The organism is Microbacterium sp. JAI119, from assembly GCF_013410135.1.
Lineage (GTDB): Bacteria > Actinomycetota > Actinomycetes > Actinomycetales > Microbacteriaceae > Microbacterium > Microbacterium oxydans.
The window spans coordinates 112,015-133,680 of record NZ_JACCCK010000002.1 but is presented as its reverse complement, the minus strand read 5'-3'; the positions used below and the strand labels follow the sequence as shown (position 1 = coordinate 133,680).

At 69.1% G+C, this 21,666-nt stretch carries 23 protein-coding genes; 16 read left to right on the top strand and 7 right to left on the bottom strand.

Annotation, left to right across the window (positions count from 1 at the left end):
- The first annotated feature begins 178 nt into the window (after positions 1–178).
- From HDC31_RS11490 to HDC31_RS11480, 3 genes are read left to right on the top strand one after another with little or no spacing between them, the layout of a single operon-like run.
- Entirely contained in the window at positions 179–1,117 is a 939-nt protein-coding gene (locus tag HDC31_RS11490; protein WP_113681404.1) for a carbohydrate ABC transporter permease, read from the top strand.
- Positions 1,117–1,974: a carbohydrate ABC transporter permease gene (locus HDC31_RS11485; RefSeq protein WP_052674532.1), complete on the top strand. Its 858-nt coding sequence runs from the start codon at positions 1,117–1,119 to the stop codon at positions 1,972–1,974. Before HDC31_RS11490 ends, HDC31_RS11485 begins: the two co-directional genes overlap by 1 nt.
- Positions 1,975–2,025: 51 nt before the next feature.
- Complete coding sequence (locus tag HDC31_RS11480) at positions 2,026–3,339, top strand: extracellular solute-binding protein (RefSeq protein WP_061015229.1); 1,314 nt, start codon at positions 2,026–2,028, stop codon at positions 3,337–3,339.
- 75 nt (positions 3,340–3,414) lie between these two features.
- Here HDC31_RS11480 and HDC31_RS11475 read toward each other — a convergent pair whose 3' ends face one another.
- Positions 3,415–4,134: an SDR family NAD(P)-dependent oxidoreductase gene (locus HDC31_RS11475; protein WP_113681405.1), complete on the bottom strand. Its 720-nt coding sequence runs from the start codon at positions 4,132–4,134 to the stop codon at positions 3,415–3,417.
- Positions 4,131–5,024, bottom strand: coding sequence for a dihydrodipicolinate synthase family protein (locus HDC31_RS11470; protein WP_257022130.1), 894 nt, complete (start codon positions 5,022–5,024; stop codon positions 4,131–4,133). The genes HDC31_RS11475 and HDC31_RS11470 overlap by 4 nt, the downstream gene beginning before the upstream one ends.
- Before the next feature lie 137 nt (positions 5,025–5,161).
- On the opposite strand from HDC31_RS11470, the gene HDC31_RS11465 reads away from it, so the two are divergent.
- The 4 genes from HDC31_RS11465 (at position 5,162) to HDC31_RS11450 (ending at position 9,091) form a co-directional block, all read left to right on the top strand.
- On the top strand, positions 5,162–6,070 hold the full coding sequence (locus tag HDC31_RS11465; protein WP_141370160.1) for an SMP-30/gluconolactonase/LRE family protein: 909 nt from the start codon (positions 5,162–5,164) through the stop codon (positions 6,068–6,070).
- Positions 6,067–6,711, top strand: coding sequence for a bifunctional 4-hydroxy-2-oxoglutarate aldolase/2-dehydro-3-deoxy-phosphogluconate aldolase (locus HDC31_RS11460; RefSeq protein ID WP_206549501.1), 645 nt, complete (start codon positions 6,067–6,069; stop codon positions 6,709–6,711). The genes HDC31_RS11465 and HDC31_RS11460 overlap by 4 nt, the downstream gene beginning before the upstream one ends.
- Before the next feature lie 101 nt (positions 6,712–6,812).
- Positions 6,813–8,270, top strand: a complete 1,458-nt coding sequence (locus tag HDC31_RS11455) for an ABC transporter permease (RefSeq protein ID WP_113681408.1) — start codon at positions 6,813–6,815, stop codon at positions 8,268–8,270.
- A 74-nt stretch (positions 8,271–8,344) separates the two neighbouring features.
- A complete protein-coding gene (locus tag HDC31_RS11450; RefSeq protein WP_058632438.1) occupies positions 8,345–9,091 on the top strand; it encodes an ABC transporter ATP-binding protein in 747 nt (248 codons plus the stop codon).
- 84 nt (positions 9,092–9,175) lie between these two features.
- Here HDC31_RS11450 and gndA read toward each other — a convergent pair whose 3' ends face one another.
- Positions 9,176–10,630, bottom strand: a complete 1,455-nt coding sequence (gndA, locus tag HDC31_RS11445) for an NADP-dependent phosphogluconate dehydrogenase (RefSeq protein ID WP_113681409.1) — start codon at positions 10,628–10,630, stop codon at positions 9,176–9,178.
- 58 nt (positions 10,631–10,688) lie between these two features.
- A complete protein-coding gene (locus tag HDC31_RS11440; RefSeq protein WP_113681410.1) occupies positions 10,689–11,609 on the bottom strand; it encodes an NAD(P)-dependent oxidoreductase in 921 nt (306 codons plus the stop codon).
- Positions 11,610–11,707: 98 nt separating this feature from the next.
- On the opposite strand from HDC31_RS11440, the gene HDC31_RS11435 reads away from it, so the two are divergent.
- The 7 genes from HDC31_RS11435 (at position 11,708) to HDC31_RS11405 (ending at position 18,228) form a co-directional block, all read left to right on the top strand.
- On the top strand, positions 11,708–12,766 hold the full coding sequence (locus HDC31_RS11435) for a D-2-hydroxyacid dehydrogenase (RefSeq protein WP_179516121.1): 1,059 nt from the start codon (positions 11,708–11,710) through the stop codon (positions 12,764–12,766).
- Positions 12,767–12,820: 54 nt separating this feature from the next.
- Positions 12,821–13,609, top strand: coding sequence for an IclR family transcriptional regulator (locus HDC31_RS11430; protein ID WP_046748923.1), 789 nt, complete (start codon positions 12,821–12,823; stop codon positions 13,607–13,609).
- A 145-nt stretch (positions 13,610–13,754) separates the two neighbouring features.
- Positions 13,755–15,173: an MFS transporter gene (locus tag HDC31_RS11425; RefSeq protein WP_046748924.1), complete on the top strand. Its 1,419-nt coding sequence runs from the start codon at positions 13,755–13,757 to the stop codon at positions 15,171–15,173.
- Entirely contained in the window at positions 15,170–15,955 is a 786-nt protein-coding gene (locus tag HDC31_RS11420) for an SDR family oxidoreductase (RefSeq protein ID WP_113681411.1), read from the top strand. Before HDC31_RS11425 ends, HDC31_RS11420 begins: the two co-directional genes overlap by 4 nt.
- Complete coding sequence (locus tag HDC31_RS11415) at positions 15,955–16,686, top strand: fumarylacetoacetate hydrolase family protein (RefSeq protein ID WP_113681412.1); 732 nt, start codon at positions 15,955–15,957, stop codon at positions 16,684–16,686. The genes HDC31_RS11420 and HDC31_RS11415 overlap by 1 nt, the downstream gene beginning before the upstream one ends.
- 16 nt (positions 16,687–16,702) lie before the next feature.
- Positions 16,703–17,740, top strand: coding sequence for an alcohol dehydrogenase catalytic domain-containing protein (locus HDC31_RS11410; protein ID WP_179516120.1), 1,038 nt, complete (start codon positions 16,703–16,705; stop codon positions 17,738–17,740).
- Complete coding sequence (locus HDC31_RS11405; RefSeq protein ID WP_113681865.1) at positions 17,737–18,228, top strand: gluconokinase; 492 nt, start codon at positions 17,737–17,739, stop codon at positions 18,226–18,228. Before HDC31_RS11410 ends, HDC31_RS11405 begins: the two co-directional genes overlap by 4 nt.
- 15 nt (positions 18,229–18,243) lie before the next feature.
- Here HDC31_RS11405 and HDC31_RS20245 read toward each other — a convergent pair whose 3' ends face one another.
- Entirely contained in the window at positions 18,244–18,369 is a 126-nt protein-coding gene (locus HDC31_RS20245) for a hypothetical protein (protein ID WP_017828452.1), read from the bottom strand.
- 223 nt (positions 18,370–18,592) lie between these two features.
- On the opposite strand from HDC31_RS20245, the gene HDC31_RS11400 reads away from it, so the two are divergent.
- Entirely contained in the window at positions 18,593–19,207 is a 615-nt protein-coding gene (locus HDC31_RS11400; RefSeq protein ID WP_046748929.1) for a 50S ribosomal protein L25/general stress protein Ctc, read from the top strand.
- Between the two features lie 101 nt (positions 19,208–19,308).
- Entirely contained in the window at positions 19,309–19,890 is a 582-nt protein-coding gene (gene pth / locus HDC31_RS11395; RefSeq protein WP_046748930.1) for an aminoacyl-tRNA hydrolase, read from the top strand.
- Between the two features lie 27 nt (positions 19,891–19,917).
- Here pth and HDC31_RS20005 read toward each other — a convergent pair whose 3' ends face one another.
- Both HDC31_RS20005 and trpS read right to left on the bottom strand, forming a co-directional pair.
- The gene (locus tag HDC31_RS20005; RefSeq protein WP_374706398.1) at positions 19,918–20,619 is read right to left on the bottom strand and encodes a hypothetical protein; all 702 of its coding nucleotides are present in this window, start codon (positions 20,617–20,619) and stop codon (positions 19,918–19,920) included.
- Between the two features lie 13 nt (positions 20,620–20,632).
- Positions 20,633–21,637, bottom strand: coding sequence for a tryptophan--tRNA ligase (gene trpS / locus HDC31_RS11385; protein ID WP_179516119.1), 1,005 nt, complete (start codon positions 21,635–21,637; stop codon positions 20,633–20,635).
- Positions 21,638–21,666 lie beyond the last annotated feature (29 nt).

The window sequence follows — 21,666 nt, the reverse complement described above, 5'->3', positions numbered from 1 at the left end:
ACCGCTGCCAGTCATCCTATTCAGAGAGATGGCTTCGAGCAACACAAATGTGGGTGTCGTATGCATTTTGTGGATTTCGCATCCGCATTGTGGTTAACTGGCCGCACGTCGACGTCGACGACTGTGACGACGACGCGCAGGGCCCCGCGGGGGTCGTCTCTACTGGAAAGTGACTGCAATGCAACAAGCCATACTCGAGCGGCCCGCAGAGAGCGAGCAGAAGGCCGTCGAGCCACGCTCCGGGCGACGCTCCACGCTGGGCGCGAAGGATCGCACCTTCGGTTTCATGATCGCACTTCCCGCGGTCCTCCTGTTCCTCGTGATCGCGATCTTCCCTCTCGTGTCGAGCATCTTCACGAGCCTGTTCGATCAATCCCTCCTGCGTCCGGAGCGCACGTTCGTCGGTCTCGACAACTACGCGGCCGTCTGGGACGAGTTCTTCGCGCGGCTCGGCACGACCCTCGTCTTCGCGTCCCTCTCCACGATCTTCCCGCTCGTGCTCGGCGTGGCCCTGGCGCTGCTGCTGAACGCCCGCATGCGCGGACGGAACATCCTGCGCGGGGCCCTCATGCTTCCCTGGCTGCTCCCCGGTGTGGTCGTCTCCTTCCTCTGGGCGTGGATCTTCAACGACAGCTACGGCGTCGTCAACCACGTGCTCTCGGTGTTCGGTCTTCCCGAGGTCAGCATGCTGGGCACCCCGACCGGCGCCATGGCGGCCGTGGTCATCGCCAAGACGTGGCACTCGTTCCCCTGGATCATGGTCGTGGCCCTCGCGGTGCTGCAGACCCTTCCGAGCGAGCAGATCGAGGCCGCCACCATCGACGGTGCGACTCGCGCGCAGCGGTTCCGCCACATCTCCCTGCCGCACATCGCAGGCCCCGTGACCCTCGTCGCCGTCCTGGAGTTCATCTACAACTTCGGCAACTTCGACACGATCTTCGTCATGACCGGTGGAGGGCCGGGCAACTCGACCACGGCGCTCGCGGTCAGCCTCTACGATCTCGCTTTCGGCAGCTACGAGCTGGGCAAGGCCTCAGCCATGGGCACGCTCTGGCTGGTCCTGCTGGCCATCATCACCACCGGATACCTGTTCCTCAACCGACGGCTGGAGAAGTGATGCGCCGTAGTCGCGATGTGGGGGAGTCGATCATCCGCCCCCACCTGTCCATCCCGGGACGTGTCCTGCTCCTGCTGCTGGCGCTGTTCGGCCTGCTCCCGGTGTACTGGCTCACGGCCACCGCTTTCACGAAGAAGGAGGACGTGTTCTCCCTCGACCGTCCGTTCTTCCCTGTGGATCCGACCTTCGAGAACTTCATCGGCTTCTTCCAGAACGACCTGCTGCTGAAGAACCTCCTCAACAGCATCATCGTCTCCACCGGAACCGCTCTGCTCGCCGTCCTGGTCGGCGGACTGATGGCGTACTCCCTGTCGAAGTTCCGCTACCGCGGTCGCAACGCCGTGATGTTCATGTTCCTCATCGGTCAGCTGATCCCCGGTGCGCTGCTGCTCATCTCGCTCTACCTGATGCTGAGCTCGGCAGGGCTGCTGTACACCTATACGGCACTGATCATCTCGTTCACGACGTTCACGCTGCCGCTCGCGGTGTTCCTGCTGAAGGGCATCATCGACGCCCTGCCGGACGACATCATCGAGGCGGCCAAGGTCGACGGACTCTCGCGCACGGGGACGATGTTCCGCATCGTGTTCCCGCTCGTGGTCCCCGGACTCATCACCGCCGGGATGTTCGCCTTCATGCGGGGCTGGAGCGATCTCCTCTTCGCCCTCACGCTCGCAGGACCCGACAAGCAGACGCTGCCGGCGGGTCTCACCCAGGCGTTCATCCGCGAGGGCACGGCGGACTGGCCCGCGCTCATGGCGGCGTCCCTGATCACCTCCCTCCCACTCGTCCTCATCTTCATCCTCCTGCAGCGCTACTTCGTCTCCGGCCTCGCCGCCGGGGCGGTCAAGGGATAGCGCCGCACCGCAGCACCGCTCGTCACCCCTCATCCCGAAGGAGCAGTCTCCATGAACATCTCGAACTCGCAGCTGAGCCGCCGAGCCTTCCTCGGAGGCGGAACCGTCCTGGCGGCGTTCGGCGCACTCGCGCTCGCCGGCTGTGCGACCCCCGCCGCCCCCGGCACCGGAGCCGGAGCCACGGCCGCAGGAGCCACCAAGGCCAAGACCATCAACTTCTACGGCAACTCGCTCGGCGAAGAGGCTCTGAAGTCGGCGTGGCAGGGCATCCTCGACGGCTTCTCGAAGCAGGAGGGCGTCAAGGTCGCCCCGGTCATCTACCCCTACGATCAGGCCGCCACGCAGCTGGCTCTGACCGGACGCTCCGGCAACCTCATGGGCGTCGGGCAGTCGGGCGGGTGGCAGGTGCTGACCCCCATGAACGTGCTCGCCGACCTCTCCGACCTCGCGAAGGGGCTGGGCATCCCGCAGGGTGTGCTCGACTCCTACACGATGGACGGCAAGCTGCTCGTGCTCCCGCTCACGGCTGCCGGTATCGGCATCATCACCAACGGCGAGATCGCGAAGAGCGTCGGCATCAAGTCGGGCATGACCGTGGAGCAGTTCGCCACGGCGCTCGAGAAGATCAAGAAGCAGGACTCGTCGCTGATCCCCTACGCCGCCGTCACGAAGAACCCCGACCTGAAGGACGCCGTCCCGTGGATGTGGGGCTTCGGCAGCGACGTGGTCACCGACGACCTGAAGTGCACCCTGGGAGATGCCGAGAGCGTCAAGGCCGTCACCTGGTACAAGTCCCTGCAGGATGCCGGTCTGACGCAGACGAACGTGGCACGCAGCGATGCCCGCATCCTGTTCGCGAGCGGTCGGGCGGCCCTGTACGACGATGCCCCGCTCGCGTCGACCTTCGTCAAGACGAACGGTGCGGCGCAGAACATCATCGACAACATCGGGGCCATCTCGCGCCCGACCGCCGGTGGCAAGGACTCGTTCAACCGGGCTTGGGGCAGTGGTGTCTTCGCGACCGCGGGGGAGGGCGAGCTCACGAGCCGCGACTTCATCCTCTACGCCGCGACGAACGTCGAAGCGGCGACCGCGCTCTACGAGAACTCCGCGGTGGCACCTGCCGCCAAGAGCGTCGCCGACAAGATCCCCGCCCTCGCGGCGGACAAGTTCCAGGGCGCGTTCCGCACCGAGGTCTCCGAGCATGCACGCGGTGCCGCGTGGGACCGCGTCGCGGTGACCGCGCAGATCGACGCCGCGATCGGCGCGGGTGTCGCGACGATCCTCGCCGGGCAGGTCGAGGTGCAGGCCGGCCTCAACGCGCTGAAGAAGGAAGTCCAGGGGCTGCTCGACGCCAACTCCTGATCGAGAGCGGCGGGAGATACGAAGAAGGCCGCGTTCCCGGAAAGGGACGCGGCCTTCTTCGTAGAGGTGAGCGGGTCAGAGCCAGCGTTCGCGCAGCACCGGCTTGAGCCAGGCCGCGGGGGAGGAGATCGACAGGCCGCCGTCGACCGCGATCGACGTGCCGGTGACGAAGGACGCGGCATCGGAGGCGAGGAACGCCACGACGGACGCGACCTCCTCCGGACGGCCGATGCGTCCGAGCGGGTAGCCCTCGCTCTCGCCGGTGTCCTGCGCGGAGATGCTGCCCGGCTGCACGGCGTTCACGCGGATGCCTCGGGGGCCGTAGTCCAGCGCCAGCTGCCGTACGAGGCCGTCCACTCCGGCCTTGGCGGCTGCGTAGGCGGCCAAGGCCGGGGCGGCGAGCGACGAGTTCACGGAGGTCACCGCGACGATCGACGATCCGGCGGAGAGACGGGAAAGAGCCGCGCGCGCCACGAAGAACGCCGAGTCGAGCGTGGCCCCCAGGGCGCCGCGCCAGTCTTCGTCGCTCGTGGTCTCGGCGCGGGCGATCGGCATGCGTCCGGCGGCGAGCACGACGACATCGAGTCGGCCGAGAGCCTGCTCCGCATCCGCGACGGCGCGATCGGCGGCCTCCGGCCGACTGCAGTCCGCGACGAGATACCGCGCGAAGACGGCGTCGTCGCTGTCATCGATCCCCACGCCGACGACGGTGTCCCCGCCGTCGGCGAAGGCGCGGGCGATCGCGAGACCGATGTCGGAGCTGCCGCCGATCAGCAGCACGCCGCGGCCGGTCACACGCGCACCGTGGTGGGGACGGGGGGAAGGGCGAGCTCGTCGATCACGAGCTTCACGGACGCACGGCTGCCGGAGTCGAGGCGCGACGCGGGGTAGCGGACCGTCGCGTGGTCGATGATGCCGCGCGCGACGAGAACCTCCTTGTGCACCGCCCATGCGATGCCGCCCTGCAGACCGATGAGCACGAGAGGGAGCATACGACGGAACTCGGCTCTGGCCTCGTCGACGCGCCCCTCCAGGAACCTGTCGAGCACCGGGCCGAGCAGGTCGGGGAACTCGCAGGCGGGCATCGTGCCGACGGCGCCCCTGGCGTACTCCTCCAGGCAGAACTGCGCGTTCTGTCCGCCGAGCACGGCGAAGTCGGGGTCATCGATCGCCGAGACCACGGCCCCGACCTTGGGTGCCGTCGGGGGAGCTTCCACCTTGACCGAGTCGACGCCGTCGAGCCGGGCGATCTCGGCGATCAGAGCCGGAGCCATCACCACGCCGGTGACGCCGGGAGCGTCCTGCACCATGACGGAGAGCGAGGTGGCCGCGGCCACGTCGCCGTAGAAGTCGACGAGCGTCGCTGCCGGCGGCTTCACCATGAACGGCGGAAGCACCATGAGCGCGTCGGCGCCCCCTTCCTCCGCGAGGAGCGCCTGCTCGATCGAGGTCGCGGTGGACGTGCCGTTGACGCCGGCGATCACCGGGATCCGGCCGTCGACCACCCGGACGACATCGTCCAGGATCGTCCGACGTTCCTCCGTCGTCAGTGCGAAGCCCTCGCTCGCCATGCCGAAGACGGCGACACCGTCGACCCCGGAGGCGAGCTGGAACTCGACCAGCCGACGCAGGCCGGCACGGTCGAGGGCGCCCGATTCGTCGAAGGGTGTTGCCAGGATGGGCATCAAGCCATGGAGTGTCGGAGCCATCAGCTGTTTCCCGCCTTCATCATCGTCTGTCCACATTTCTCGCAAGTGTTATGCATATTGTGAGATAGTCTGCCACATAACGGTTACGAGCTACCAGCGAAGGACGCCCCCGGATGTCGCACACCCTGCCCTCCCGAACCGTCGAGATCCTCTCCGACGCCCGATACGTCCAGGCCGAGTCTCCGCGGTGGGACGGTCGCGACGGCAGCCTCGCCTGGATCGACATGGCCACGGGTTCGCTGCACCGCGGGCGTATCGACGGCGGGCGAGTGATCCCCGGGTCCGCGGTCGTCGTCGGCGCGCAGATCGGTGCCCCGATCCCGCTCGCGCAGCCGGGGCAGGGCTGGCTGGTCGGAGTCGATCGTCGCGTCGTGCACGTGAGCGACGACGGAGCCGTCTGCCCACTCACGGATGACATCGCCGCACCGGGGGACTACATGAACGACGGCGGCGGTGATCCGGTCGGTCGCTTCTGGGTGGGCAGCCAGTCGATGCCCCGCGACCCGCACTGCACGCTGTGGAGCATCGACCCCGATGGTGAGCCGACTGCTCGCCTGGAAGGGGTCACGGTGTCCAACGGTCTCGCCTTCGACAGCACGGGATCCACGCTGTTCTACATCGACACTCTGCCGGACCGCAGCATCGAGGCCTTCGACGTGGCGCCGGACGGGGAGCTGTCGAATCGCCGCACGGTGTGCCGGGTCGAGGGCGGCAACCCCGACGGCATGGCGATCGACCTCGAGGGCATGCTCTGGGTCGCGGTCTGGGACGCCTCCGAGGTGCGCCGCTACTCTCCCGACGGTCAGCTCGTGGAGACCATCGTCCTTCCGGCGAAGCGTCCGACCGCCGTAGCCCTCGTTGACCGGTTGCTCGTGATCACCACCGCGAGCATCGGCCTGGCAGAACCAGCTGACGCCGACGGTGCGCTTCTCGGCGTGCAGGTCGAGGTCGGAGGGGTCCCCGCATACCCGTGGCGAGGTGCGGTGCCGACGGCCCGCATCGCAGGGGAGGGCGCGCTGTGAGCGCCGTCGACAACGACCAGCTGCGGGAACGGTTGCGCCGCACGCGGCTCGTCGCGATCCTCCGCGGAACCGACGTCGATGCGACGGTCGCCGCGGCACGGACCCTCCTGGAAGCCGGCGTGCGCACGCTCGAGATCGCGCTCACCCTCCCCGACGCGGAGGAGGCGATCGCGCAGGTGGTGCACGACGCTCCGGTCGATGCGCTGATCGGCGCGGGCACCGTGCTCGACGAGGCGGATGTCGATCGCGCCGTATCCGCCGGCGCGCAGTTCATGGTCACCCCGACGCTCAGCGCATCTGTGCCCTACGCCGTCAGCTGCGGCATCGGCGTCCTGCCCGGTGTCTACACGCCGACGGAGGTCCAGCGCGGTCACGACCTCGGCAGCGCGGCGGTGAAGCTGTTCCCCGCGTCGGCACTCGGTCCCGGCTTCATCCGCGCCGTGCGTGATCCGTTCCCGCACGCGCGGATCATCCCCGTGGGAGGTGTGAGCGTCGACACCGTCGGCGACTTTCTCGCGGCCGGTGCCTTCGGCGTCGGGGTCGGTGGACCTCTGGTCGGCGATGCGGCGACCTCAGGCGGCGACCTCGACGCTCTCGCTGTCCGCGCCAGGGCATTCGTGGAGGCCGTGCGGGCGGTGTGATCCGCGCTCCATAGCGTTCTCATCACCGGACCCTCGATTCCGCTTATGCGCGATTCCTAACGTCGATCTCGCCCCGCGATGGCCGCGGCGGAAGGAGAGAGATGTACGGAACATATCTGCGGCGCGAACTCGCGGGACGCAGGAAGCAGACCCTGATCGTCGCGATCGGGCTGGCGATCGCGATCGCACTGGTGATCGTGGTCAACGCCCTCACCGCGGGGGTGCGGGACGCCCAGGCGCAGGCTCTCGCGTCCGTCTACGGAGTCGGCACCGACCTCACGGTCACGGGCGCTGCCGCCGAGCCGGGCCAGGGGGAGGGGCCGCGCTTCGACTTCGATGCGGATGCCGGTGAGAGCGATGGTGAGACCACCACGCTCGCACAGTCCACGCTGCGAACCGACTTCCTGCGGGGCACCCTCGACTCGTCCGTGCTCGACACCGTCGCCGCGACCGACGGCGTCTCGGCGGCATCCGGGGCGCTGAGCCTCACGAACTCCACGTTCTCCGGCGAGGTGCCCAGCGGTGGATTCGCGCCGCAGGACGGCGAGCAGCCCGCCGCGCCGGAGGAAGGGCAGACGCCACCGGATGGCGCAGCGGGCGGCGGGGGCTCTTTCGGGGTGGACTCCTTCTCCGTGCTCGGCATCGATCCAGCTGCCACCGCCGTGGGACCGATGGGCTCGGCCACGGTCACGGACGGTCGCGGTCTCGACGCCGATGACGCTGAGGCACTGGTCGCCATGGTCGACAGCACGTACGCCTCCACGAACGGGATCACGGTCGGAGACGCCATCGACGTGGCCGGCTCCGATGTGGAGGTCGTCGGGATCCTCGGATCCACGTCCGACAGTGCGGACACGGCGGCGAACGTGTATCTGCCGCTGCGCACAGCGCAGACGCTCGCCGGAGTCGACGACGTGATCTCCACCGTGTACGTCCAGGCCGATTCGGCCGCTTCGATCGATGCGGTCCAGTCCGCGCTCGCCGAAGAGCTCCCTGACGCCACCGTCACGTCGCAGTCCGAGCTCGCCTCGACGGTGTCGGGTTCCCTCTCCAGCGCCACGGCGCTGATCACGAACCTCGGCACCTGGCTCTCCGTCATCGTCCTCGCCGTCGCTCTGCTGCTCTCCGTGCTGCTCACCCTCTCGGGCGTGGGCCGTCGCACCAGGGAGTTCGGAACCCTCAAGGCGATCGGCTGGTCGAACGGGCGGGTCGTTCGCCAGGTCGCGGGCGAGTCGATGGTGCAGGGACTCATCGGGGGAGCCGCGGGCCTCGTCCTGGGTGTCATCGGCATCGTGCTCATCAACGTCCTGCGTCCCACCGTCGCTGCGAGCGGGGGAAGTCAAGCAGGTCCTGGCGGCATGGGCGGTGGCCCGACCGGAGGCGGGGCGGTGTTCCAGGGACAGCAGACGGCGGACATCGTGCTCCAGGCACCTTTCACGCCGGGGGTGCTGCTGGCCGCCGTCGGACTCGCCGTGCTCGGCGGTGTCGTCGCCGGAGCGTTCGGCGGCTGGAGGGCCGCCCGTCTCCGTCCCGCCGAGGCGCTGCGCTCGGTCGCATGACCAGGTCTCGGGCGAACGATGAGCGACCGAACCCGACATCCCCGCAGAAGGACACCCCAGAGAAGGAGAAGACCATGATCACGGCAGACCTCGCACCGACGGCGCCGACAGACGGGAGGGAGCAACCGCTCTACCGTGTCACGGGCGTCACCCGGACGTACACGCAGAAGGGGCGCATCGTGAAAGTGCTGACGGGCGTGGACCTCGACATCATGTCCGGCGAGTTCGTCACGATCCAGGGCCCCACCGGAGGGGGCAAGTCGACCCTGCTGCAACTGCTCGGCGCCCTCGACACACCCTCCACCGGATCGCTTCTGCTGGACGGCAGCGAACTCGCGTCCGCTTCGAGCGCCGAGCTCACCCGGATCAGGGCGGAGGAGATCGGCTTCGTGTTCCAGGGGTTCAACCTGATCCCGACTCTCACCGCCACCGAGAACGTCGACATGGCGCTCGAGCCGCTGGGGGTCGACAGGGCCGAGCGACGCGCCAGGGTCGCGGAGGCTCTTGCCCACGTCGGTCTCGACGACAGAGGTGACCATCTGCCGGCGGAGCTCTCCGGAGGGCAGCAGCAGCGGGTCGCCATCGCGCGTGCCCTCGTCAAGAAGCCGCGAGTGCTGCTCGCCGACGAGCCGACGGGCAACCTCGATGAGAGCATGCGGGACGAGATCCTGGCGCTGCTCGAATCGCTGTGCGCCGAGGGGATCACGGTCATCGTGGTGACCCACGACTCGGCGGTGGCGCGGCGAGCGACCCGGCGTCTCCGTCTCGCGAAGGGCACGGTGCGCGACATCACGAGGGAGGGGCTCGCTGCGGCGCCGTGAGCGGCGAGCCGTCGTGACCCGCGGGGGTCATGATGCACGAAGGGCCGGGTACCTCGCGGTAACCGGCCCTTCGTCGACGGGACGTCAGTGCGTGTCTTCCGCCTCGATCTCGGTGCGGTCACCCGACCACAGCGTGTGGAAGGTGCCCGGCTTGTCGATGCGCTTGTAGGTGTGCGCGCCGAAGAAGTCGCGCTGTCCCTGCACGAGAGCGGCAGGCAGGCGATCGGCGCGGATGCCGTCGTAGTACGACAGCGACGACGAGAACGCCGGAGCCGGGATGCCCGCCTGCGCTGCGGTCGCCACGACGCGACGCCACGACGACTGCGCCCGGGTGAACGCCTCGGCGAAGTAGGGTGCGGTCATCAGCACGGGGAGGTCGGGGGTCGCCGCGTAGGCATCGGCGATGCGGTTGAGGAACTGCGCACGGATGATGCAGCCGCCGCGCCAGATCTTGGAGATCGCGCCGAGGTCGATGTTCCAGCCGTACTCGGCCGCGCCGGCGCGGATCTCGTCGAAGCCCTGCGAGTAGGCGACGATCTTCGACGCATACAGTGCCAGGCGCACGTCCTCGATGAACTGCTCGGTGTCTTCGGCCGAGACCGTGAACTCCTCGTCGGGGCCGGGAAGGCCGCCGGCGACGGCGCGCTGCTCGGGGTGCGACGACAGCGAGCGGGCGAACGTGGCCTCGGCGATGCCCGACACCGGTACGCCGAGCGACAGCGCGGTCTGCACGGTCCAGGCGCCGGTGCCCTTGGCTCCCGCCTGGTCGAGGATCACGTCGACGAGCGGCTTGCCGGTCTCGGCGTCCACCTGGCGGAGCACCTCGGCCGTGATCTCGATCAGGTACGACTCGAGCTCGCCCCTGTTCCACTCGGCGAAGATCTCGGCGATCTCGGCGGGCGACTTGCCGGTGCCGCGGCGGATGAGGTCGTAGGCCTCGGCGATGAGCTGCATGTCGGCGTACTCGATGCCGTTGTGCACCATCTTGACGAAATGACCGGCGCCGTCGTGGCCGACGTGGGTGACGCAGGGCTCGCCTTCGGCGATCGCCGCGATGGACTTGAGGATCGGCCCGAGGGTGACCCACGACTCGTCCGAGCCGCCCGGCATGATCGAGGGTCCGGTGAGGGCGCCCTCCTCGCCGCCGGAGATGCCGGCGCCGACGAAGTTGATGCCGGTCTCGCGGACGGCCTTCTCGCGACGGATGGTGTCGGGGAAATAGGCGTTGCCGCCGTCGACGATGATGTCGCCCGGTTCGAACACCTCGACCAGCGAGTCGATCACCGCATCGGTCGGACCCCCGGCCTTGACCATGATGATCGCGGTGCGCGGCTTCTGCAGCGAGTCGGCGAACTCCTGGTAGGTGCGGGCCGGTACGAAGCCGGCCTCGGGGTGCTCGTCGAGGAGCGTCTGGGTCTTCTCGTAGCTGCGGTTGAAGATCGCCACCGTGTTGCCCTCGCGGCTGGCGAGGTTGCGGGCGAGGTTCGAGCCCATGACGGCGAGTCCGACGACTCCGATGTTCGCTGATGCTTCGGGCACAGAAGGCTCCTCGAGATCGTGAAGAAGGGGTGGTTTCAGAGTATCGCTGTCCGGGAGGTCAGTGGCGACCTGTGTCTTGGGAGGCGATGTCGTGAGAGGCGATGTCGCGGGAGGCGATGAAGCGCCGCGACACCGCGATGTCGCGGTCTCCGAGCCCGGCGGCGACGAGTTCGTCGAAAGCCGCACGCAGGGTGGGGAGCAGCACGGGCGCGGTGCCGGTGGCCTCGGCGATGTCGGCGGCGAAGCCGAGGTCCTTCACCATGTACTGCGCGATGCCGCTGGGGGAGTCGTCACCGGTGACGAGCTTCTCGCGGCGACTGTCGAGCAGGCGCGATCCGGCGTATCCGCCCGAGAGCAGCGACCAGAGCGCATCGAGGTCGAGTCCCGAGCGCTCGGCGAGCACCGTGGCTTCACCGAGCGCCATGATCGTGGCGGAGACCACGAGCTGGTTGCAGGCCTTGGCGACCTCGCCCGCGCCCAGCGGGCCGAGCAGCACAGGGTTGCCGCAGGGGTCGAGCACCTCGGCGGCGATCGCCGCGTCCTTCTGGTCCCCTCCGAGCATGATCGAGAGGGTTCCGGCGATCGCACCGTCCTCACCGCCGGAGACAGGGCAGTCGACGACTCGCACCCGTCCCTGCGTCTGTGCGCCCACCCGCTCCGCGAGCGCACGCACGGCCGGCGCCGACGACGTGGACCCGATCAGGATGAGCAGGTCGCCGGCGTCGGCCAGCAACCCGTCCGGCCCGTCGAGCATGGCTTCGAAAGGGGGGAGGTCGGGCAGCATCATGAGAAGGACGTCTACTCTGGAGGCGAGTTCGCGTGGCGTCTCCGCCCAGGAGGCACCGGCAGCCAGCAGTTCCGGCTGAGGGCGGCGGGCATGGATGACGAGCCGACCGTGCGCGGCGAGCAGATGGTCCGCCATCGGGCGACCCATCGCGCCGAGGCCGACCACGCCGACGGTGGCAGGTGTGTTGCTCATGCGCACACCGTAGCAACAATCCAACAGATAGAACAGTGTCCAACAGGATGGAACTGGGCTAAGGTGAGTGATTCAGACTTCCCGAGGAGGGGACCAAGATGACGGGGACCGAGAAGAAGCTGCGTGCCGTCGTGGCGGTGCCGCTGCGGGAAGAGCTGTGCCGACTGATCGAGGAGCTCGAGCCGCGCCTCGAGGTGCTCCGCGACCACGATCTGATGCCGCCGATGCGGGGTCCTGCCGACTGGTCGGGTGATCCTCGGTACACGCGCACGCCGGAGCAGCAGCAGGCCTTCGATGCGCTGGTCGATTCCGCAGACGTGCTCTTCGGGATCCCCGATGTCGACGCGGGGGCTCTGGCTCGCACGGTGGCTGCGAACCCGCGGCTGCGCTGGGTCATGACGACCGCGGCCGGGGGTGGAGCTTCGGTCAAGGCTGCCGGCCTCGACCGTTCCCAGCTCGACCGTGTGGTCTTCACCACCAGCGCCGGCGTGCACGGCGGCCCGCTCGCGGAGTTCGCGGTGTTCGGGGTCATGGCCGGTGCGAAGAACCTCCCGCGCCTCCTCGCCGACCAGGGAACGCGCACCTGGCCGGATCGCTGGGAGATGCGTCAGCTCGACGAGATGACGGTCCTGGTCGTCGGTCTCGGCGGCATCGGCTCGGAATGCGCACGGCGCTTCCATGCGCTCGGCGCGCGGGTGTGGGGCACGACGCGCTCGGGTGAGCCGGTGGCGGGTGTGGATCGTCTCGTGCCGTTGGGCGAGCTGACCGAGGCCGTGGCCGGTGTCGACGCGATCGTCGTCACCCTTCCCGGCACGGCGCAGACGCACCATCTGATCGGCGCCGACGTGCTCGAGGCCGTCAAGCCCGGTGCGATCATCGCCAACGTGGGCCGCGGCACCGTTATCGACGAGGTCGCGCTGCTCGGCGCGCTCGACGATGGTCGCGTGGCCTTCGCCGCCCTCGACGTGTTCGAGCAGGAGCCGCTCGATGCCGCCTCGCCGCTGTGGGGGCACCCGAACGTGCTGGTGAGCCCACACACCGCAGCCCTCAGCTCCAAGGAGGAGGAGCGGATCGCTCGACGCTTCGCGGAGAACGCGGCACGCCTGCTGGACGGCGAGCCGCTGGCCGCGGTGGTCGATACGGTCGAGTTCTACTGATCGACCTGCAGGTCTTCACCGCCTGACGGGATCCCGAGCGCGAAAGGCGCGGCCATGGATGACGACACCCGCGAGGGGCGAGACCCCGCACCCGCCGTGACCCGCAGCATCCGCCTGCTCGGGATCCTCGCCGAGGCCGGTGGCCCGCGCACGCTCACCGAGCTGGCCGGGGACCTGGGACTGGCCAAGTCGTCGACCGCGAACCTCTGTCTCGCGCTCGAGGCCGGCGGCATGGTCGACCGCACGCCGCAGGGTTACCGCCTCGGCGTGCGCACCGCCGAACTGGGTGGCGCGTTCGCCGCGCAGTTCAACCAGGTGCGGGAGTTCTACAGCGTGTGCGAGGCCTCGCCGCAGCTCGCCTCCGAACTGGTGCAGGTCGCCATGCTCGACGGCACGGACGCGTTGTACCTCGCCCGTCACGAGGGCTCGCGCTCGCTCCGTCTCGGCACCCCGCTCGGGTCTCGTCTCCCGGCCCCACTGTCGGCGACCGGACGCGCGCTCCTCGCCGCGATGAGCGACGACGAGGTGACCGAACTCCTCGGTGCTGACGCCGTCTTCCCGCAGCTCACCGAGCGCAGCGCGACCACCATGTCGGGGCTTCTCGAAGTGCTCGCCACAGCCCGCCGCAGAGGCTGGGCGCTGGACGCGGAGGAATCCTTCCGCGGCATCGTCGGCGTGGCCGTGCCCCTGGAGGGGTGGGCGCCGACCGATCCGCCGCTCGCGCTCGGTGTCGCGATCCGTGCGGCCGAGGCCGACTACGAGCGGATCGAGCGTGTGGGCGAGGCACTGCGCGAGGCCGCCGCCGCGCTCACGAATCCGTTCAGCGCTGCCGTCCGACGCTGACCTCCCCGGACGCGCCGCCGCCCTTCTGAGGGGTGGCGATTCTTCGTGCGCGAGAAAGCGGGCCACAACCCGTCCAAAGGGTTGAACGGAATTCAACAGGCTGGTACAGTCGTCATCACGCCGCAGGCGAAGCCGATCGAAGGAGATGGCCGTGACAGACCCCCGCACCTCAGCCCGAGCAGCGTCGGACGACCCGGAATACGCGGCGAATCTGCGCCGCGCGACGCTCGCGTCGAGCATCGGCAGCGCGCTGGAGTACTTCGACTTCGCGCTCTACGGCCTCTCGACCGCCCTGATCTTCAACGTCCTGTTCTTCCCCCAGGACGACCCGGCCATGGCGACGGTCGCCGCGTTCGCGACCTTCGGCGTCGGATTCCTGGCGCGTCCGTTCGGTGGACTGTTCTTCGGTGTCCTGGGCGACAAGCTGGGACGCAAGTGGGTGCTGGTCGCGACCATCGTGCTGATGGGTGGAGCCTCCACGGCGATCGGGTTGCTTCCCACGTACGCCGCGATCGGCGTGTGGGCGCCGATCCTGCTGGTGCTGATGCGACTGCTGCAGGGCTTCGGTGCCGGTGCAGAGCAGGCAGGGGCGACCGTGCTGATGGCCGAGTACGCGCCGGTGAAGCGCCGCGGCTTCTTCTCGGCTCTTCCGTTCGTCGGCATCCAGGCGGGCACGCTGCTCGCCGCGGTCGTCTTCGGCCTGATCACCCTGCTCCCCGAGGACCAGCTGCTGAGCTGGGGATGGCGCGTGCCGTTCCTCGCCTCCTTCGCGCTGATCCTGCTGGCGCTGTTCATCCGGATGCGGCTGCGGGAGACGCCGACGTTCGTCGAACTCGAGAAGCACGAGCAGATCGCCGATCGTCCGATCCGGGAGATCTTCACGCATGGTCTCCCCGGCGTGATCGTGGGCGTCGGGCTGCGCATGGCGGAGAACGGCGGCTCGTACATGTTCCAGACGCTCGGCCTCGCCTTCTTCGTGACGGTGGTCGGCGACACCGCCGACAAGAGCCTGCTCACCTGGGGCGTCACCCTCGGCTCGCTGATCGGCGTCTTCTCCGTGCCGTTCACAGGGCACCTGTCCGACCGCTTCGGCCGCCGCACGGTGTACCGGTTCGGTGCGGTCTTCATGCTCGTCTACACGTTCCCCGCATGGTGGCTCCTGTCGCTCGGGAACTACGCCATCGCGATCGGTGTGATCGCGATCGGCATCGGCGTGGCGGTGAACAGCATGCTCGGACCGCAGTGCGCCATGCTCCCCGAACTCTTCGGGAACCGTCACCGGTACCTCGGCGTCGCCATGGCCCGCGAGATCTCCGCCGTGCTCGCCGGCGGCCTCGCCGGTGTCCTCGGCGCGTACCTGATCGCGGTCAGCGACGGCAACTGGGTGCTGCTGGCCATCTACATGGCGGTGCTCGCTCTCATCACGACCGCATCGACGTTCCTCGCTCCCGAGACCCTCCGTCGCGACCTCACCCGCGTCGACGACGCGATCAAGGTCTCGCGCGCCGAGGCCGGCGACGACGTGTTCGCCACCACCGTCTCGATCAAGGCCGTGGGGCGATGACGGCATTGCCTGCGGGACTGGCCGCCTTCGATCTCACGGGGCGGACGGCGCTGGTCACCGGGTCGAGCCAGGGCATCGGGAAGACGCTCGCCGCGGGGCTGGCCGGAGCCGGAGCGACCGTCGTCGTGCACGGGCGCGATGCGGCGAAGGCGCACGCGTCGGCGAGGGAGATCTCCCGCACGACCGGGGCCGACGTGCACAGCGTCGTCTTCGACGTGACCGATGCTGCAGCGGTCGACGAGGGCATGAACGCGGTCGAACGGCTGGTCGGCGCCCCTGACATCCTCGTCAACAACGCCGGTGTCCAACGACGCGCGCCCATCGCCGAGTTCGCGGACGAGGACTGGGATGCACTCGTGCAGACCAACCTGTCCAGCGTCTTCCACCTGTCACGTCGGGTCTCCGCCGGGATGATCGCGCGCGGTTCGGGCAAGATCATCCAGATCGGCAGTGTCCAATCTCAGCTCGCCCGTCCCTCGATAGCGGCGTATGCGGCGACCAAGGGCGCGATCGTGATGTTCACGAAGGGCCTGTGCGCCGACCTCGCCCCGCACGGCATCCAGGCCAACGCGATCGCCCCCGGGTACTTCGCCACCGAGCTCACGAAGGCGCTCGTCGCCGACGAGCAGTTCTCGGACTGGGTTCGCGGACGGACCCCCGCCGGTCGGTGGGGAGACACCGAGGATCTCGTCGGCGCTCTGCTGTTCCTTGCGAGCTCCGCGAGCGACTTCGTCAACGGGGAGACGCTGTTCGTCGACGGCGGCATGACGGCGGTCGTCTGATGCGCATCGGTCGCGTCGCCGCACCCGGTGGCCCCGTGTGGGTGCGGGACGGCATCCACGGCCCGGTGCCGATCACCGACCCCTTCGCGGCCTTCGCCGGCGGGACCGAGCCGGGAGACATCGGCGAGACCGTCGAGGGGACCGTCATCGCGCCGGTGGATCCGGTCGTCATCATCGGCATCGCCCAGAACGGCCCTGACCACGCCTCGCCGGTGCAGGCGTGGCTCAAGAGCCCGCGCACCGTGGTCGGCAGCGGGGTGACGGTGACGCTGCGCCGCGACGCCGGTGCACAGGTGGCTGAGGGCGAGATCGCCGTCGTGATCGGACGCCCGACCGCAGGGCTGACGGCGCAGAACGCGCAGGAGTACGTCCTCGGCGTCACCGCCGTGAACGACCTCTCCAGTCCCGAGCGTGCCGAGGTCGACCCGCGCAACTTCGAGTCGAAGTCGGGGGAGGGCTACACCCCGCTGGGTCCCTGGATCGACACCGACGCAGGCATCGACGATGTGACGCTCGAGGTGGCGATCGACGGTCGCCGCGTCGCCGCCACCGGGAGCACTCAGCTGCCGATGTCGATCCGGGAATGCCTCGCGTATGTGGCCGCGTGGTCACCGCTGGGTCCCGGGGACGTCATCATGACCGGCGCGCCGCACTCCCAGGCGGTCGTGGCGCCAGGACAGACCGTGACCGTCGACGTGGCGGGCATCCGATTGGTCACGCCCTTCGTGTGACCGGGGAAGGAGCGCGGTGGAGAACCTCGCTGTGGTGGCGCATGCCGCCGACGATCTGCGGATCGAAGACATCGGTGCGCCGATGGCCCGACCGGACGAGGCCGTGGTCGACGTGGCCTTCGGGGGCGTCTGCGGGTCAGACCTCCACTACTGGCGGCACGGAGCCGCCGGGGCCTCCGTGCTGCGGGAGCCGATGATCCTCGGGCACGAGGTGTCCGGTGTCGTGACGGTCGCCGCAGCCGACGGCTCGGGGCCGGCAGTCGGCACGCCCGTGGCCGTCCACCCGCTCACCGCGCACGGGGACGGGCGCACACCCTGGCCGGCCGAGCATCCCAACCTCGCACCGGCATCGACGTATCTCGGGTCGGCGATGCACCTGCCTCACACTCAGGGGGCCTTCGCCCGTCGCGTGGCGCTCCCCGCGCGGATGCTGCACGCTCTCCCCACCGGCCTCGATCTGCGCACGGCGGCGTTGGCCGAACCTGCCGCGGTCGCCTGGCGCGGTGTGCGGCGAGCCGGCGACGTCCGAGGTCGCAGCGTCGTGGTCATCGGCGCCGGACCCATCGGCCAACTCGTCGCGGCCGTCGCCCAGCGGGAGGGGGCCACGTCCGTGACGGTCACCGATCTGCAGCAGCTGCCGCGGGAGATCGCCGAAGCGCGTGGCATCCGGTCGATCGACGCCAGGGCGGAGAGCGAGGTCTCCGAGCTGCACGCCGATGTCGTGATCGAATCCAGCGGCACCGTCCCCGGTCTCGCGGCCGCCGTCTCCTCCGCCGTCCGCGGGGGCGTGGTGGTGATGCTGGGGCTGCAGCGCGGGGGCGACGTGCCGGCGCCGATGGCCACCGCGATCACGCGCGAACTCACCCTGCGCGGATCGTTCCGCTTCGGGGCGGAGTTCGACGAGGTCATCGCCGCTCTCGCCGACGGCAGCCTCGACGTGCGCGGTATCATCAGCCACGTGCTGCCGGTCGACGATGCGCTCGAGGCGTTCGCACGGGCCGCCGACCCTGCGAGCTCCTGCAAGGTGCTCATCGACTTCGGAAGAGGCGCATGAGCGTGCGCATCGTGGTGATGGGTCCGAGTGGCTCCGGCAAGTCGACGGTGGGCGCGTTCCTGGCCGACTCTCTCGGAGCGCGGTTCATCGACGGCGATGACCTGCATCCGCCGGAGAACGTCGGCAAGATGGCCGCTGGAGTTCCGCTGGACGATGCGGATCGACAGCCCTGGCTCCGCCTCGTCGGGAAGACCCTCCAGGCGGAGGAGCGCGTCGTCGTCGCGTGCTCAGCCCTTCGACGCGTCTATCGCGACCTCATCAGAGACGAGGCGCCGGAGGCATTCTTCGCCGAACTGGCGATCGGTCGCGACGTCCTCGAGGAGCGGATGCGCCTGCGCGTGGATCACTTCATGCCGGCCGCACTGCTGGATTCCCAGCTGCAGACCCTCGAGTCGCTCGATGCAGACGAAGAGGGCATAAGCATCGGCGCGGAGGCGGATGTGCGGACCGCGTCCGCGCTGATCGCCGCGGCGGTGGGGCAGCGCTAGCGCCGCTGTCGCTCGTCAGTCCTTGCGGTAGCCCGAGCGGCCCATCGCGAACAGCGCGATGAACGAGGTGACGGCCGCGCACACGGTCATGGCGCCGATCAGCCAGAGGAGTGCGTGCGAGAGGAAGGCGCCGTCGAGCATGGGGGTTCTCCGTGTTCTGCAGAAAAAGGACCGGTGTCCTCAGCCTATCGGGTCATCCGGTACCATTGAGGCTGTACCTCGGCGAGGGATGCTTCTGCGCGTGCGCGAACATCCGTTATCGACGCGGCGAAGCAAGCCCGGTGGCTTTCCTCCTGCGTCAGCGAGTTCGAAAATTCCAAGACCACCGCGCGGCGCCTTCGCTGCGTGCCCCGAAGGAGAACCCATGTCTGAAGACACCAAGGTCCAGGCCGAGCTCCGCGAGAGCTTCGGCAAGGGCTTCGCCCGCCGCCTCCGCGCCGCCGGCAAGATCCCCGCCGTCATCTACGGTCACGGCACGGAGCCGGTGCACGTCGCACTCCCCGGCCACCAGGTCTCGCTCATCCTGCGCCGCGCGAACGCGCTGCTCGAGCTCGACATCGAGGGCAAGTCCCAGCTCGCTCTGGTCAAGGACGTGCAGAAGGACCCGGTGCACCAGATCATCGAGCACATCGACCTGCTCGTCGTGAAGAAGGGCGAGAAGGTCGCCATCGACGTCCCGATCATCGTCACGGGCGAGTCGGCTCCCGGTACGATCGCGAACCTCGACGCCACCACCGTGTCGATCGAGGCCGAGGCCACGCACATCCCCCAGAACATCGAGGTCTCGGTCGAGGGCCTGGAAGAGGGCGCGCACATCACTGCCGCCGACGTGCAGCTCCCCAAGGGCTCCACGCTGCTCTCCGACCCCGAGGTGCTCGTCGTCGCGATCTCCGTGCCCGCCGCACCCGCGGAAGAGGACGAGGCGGAGACCGAAGGCGAGTCCGCCGATGAGGCGACCGAAGAGGCCGCCGCGGAGTGATCTCCGACTGATTCATCACAGAGGGGACGCGATCCGATCGCGTCCCCTCTGTCGTATCCTGACCGGGATGCTGCAGCCCCGGACAGGGAGAGGACGAGGACATGCCATCGACCTGGCTCGTGGTGGGGCTCGGCAACCCCGGCCCGCGGTATGAGAGCACTCGGCACAACATCGGACAGATGGTCGTCGATGAGCTCGCCTCGCGGCGTTCCGAGGCGTTCCGCGAGCACAAGGGGGGAGCGCGCGTCGTCGAGACCTGGCTGCGCCCTGGCGCGGACAAGCTGGTGCTCGCCAAGCCCAACACGTTCATGAACGTCTCGGGCACGCCGGTGGCGGCTCTGGCGCGGTTCTACTCGGTCCCCACCGAGCAGGTGGTCGTCGTGCACGACGAGCTCGACATCCCGTTCGACACCGTCAAGCTCAAGACGGGCGGCGGGCACGGAGGGCACAACGGTGTGCGCGACGTCGCCAGAGCGCTGGGCACGGCGGATTTCCCGCGCGTGCGAGTCGGCATCGGTCGTCCGATCGGGCGTCAGGATCCTGCGGACTGGGTGCTGGCACCCTTCGGCAAGGAAGAGCGGCCGAACCTGCCGATCCTCGTCTCGGATGCCGCCGATGCGGTCGAGCTGCTGGTCGACGAAGGACTCCTGGCGGCGCAGCAGAAACACCACGCGCCGCGCTGACGCGGCAGCTGCTTACCGGCCGTGCGGTCAGGCCGAGAAGTTCGACATCCCCGCAGCGGCGCCGGTCGTGAGAGCCACCACCAGTGCGATGAAGAAGATCACCGACGCCAGGACCGCCACCACGAGAGCGGCGATTCCTGCACCCCGGCCACGCTTCTTGGCGATCGCGATGATGCCGAGGACGATCGCGGCGACGCCGACGAGGGTCCCGAGCCAGAACGAGAGCTCCGCCCAGAGCACCTGATCCCGGACCGGGGTCAGCACCCGGAGGTCATCGGCGGTGACCGATGCGCCGTTGGGCAGATACCGACCGATCTCGAACGCGCTGACGCTGACGACGATCGCCGGCACGACCGCCGCGACGAGAGCGAAGACCAGGGCGAGCGTCCCGAAGAGCCGCGAGGACGAGGGAGCCGGTGCGGTGGGCACCTGGTAGGCGCCGGAGGGAGCCGTGTAGCCGCCGACGGGCACCTGGTAGGCGCCGGGAGGGGCTGCGGGGTAGCCGGGGGCCGGGGCCGCGGGGTAGCCGGCCGGTGCTGCCGGGGGATACGCGGGAGCCGCGGGAGGATACGTCGAAGCCGCCGGAGGATATGCGGGTGCGGCCGGCGGCGGGAACGCGCCGGCCGGGAAGCCCGTTGCCGGAGGCGCCGGCACCGCGGGCGGCGCAGGCGGATCGGAGGGCACGGCGCCGGACGGGGGAGGCAGCTGCGGATCGGTCACGACCCCCATCCTAAGGCGAGCGTTAGACGCGCCGGAGCAGACCCACCCGGTCGTACACGTTCGAGAGCGTCTCGTCGGCGACGGCGTCGGCGCGTGCGGCGTTCTCGGCGAGGATGCGGTCGAGCTCCGCGGGGTCGTCGAGCAGCTCCAGAGCGCGCGCGCGCACCGGCTCGAACTCGTTCACGACGACCTCGGCGAGACCCTTCTTGAAATCGCCGTAGCCACGACCGGCGTACTCGTCCTCGATCGCCGGGATCTGGCGTCCGGTCAGCGCCGCGTAGATGGTCAGCAGGTTCGAGACACCGGGCTTGTTCTCGCGGTCGAAGCGCACCGAGCCCTCGTTGTCGGTCACCGCGCGCATGACCTTCTTCGCCGACTTCGCCGGGTCGTCGAGCATCCACAGCACGCCGGTGTCGCTCTCGGCCGACTTCGACATCTTGGACGTCGGGTTCTGCAGGTCGTAGATGCGCGCCGTCTCCTTCTGGATGACCGGCATCGGAACGGTGAAGGTCTCTCCGAACCGCGAGTTGAAGCGCTCGGCGAGATCGCGCGTGAGCTCCACATGCTGCTTCTGGTCATCGCCGACCGGCACCACATCGGTCTGGTAGAGCAGGATGTCGGCGGCCATGAGCACCGGATACGTGAACAGTCCCACGCTCGTCGAGTCGGCTCCGTAGCGCGACGACTTGTCCTTGAACTGCGTCATCCGCCCGGCCTCTCCGAAGCCGGTGATGGTGCTCAGGATCCACGCCAGCTCGGCATGCGCGCGCACATGGGACTGCACGTACAGGGTCGACAGCGACGGCTCGATGCCCGCGGCGATGTACTGCGCAGCGGTGCGGCGCGTCTTCTCGCGGAGCTCTGCCGGGTCCTGGGCCACCGTGATCGCGTGCAGGTCGACGACCGAGAAGTAGGCGTCGTAGGAGGTCTGCAGGTCCCGCCACTGGAGCAGCGCGCCGATGTAGTTGCCGATCTGGAGGGAGTCGGCGGAGGGCTGCATTCCGGAGTAAAGGCGAGGTCTCGTCACGGGATCAATCCTATGCGGTTCGTGCGGTG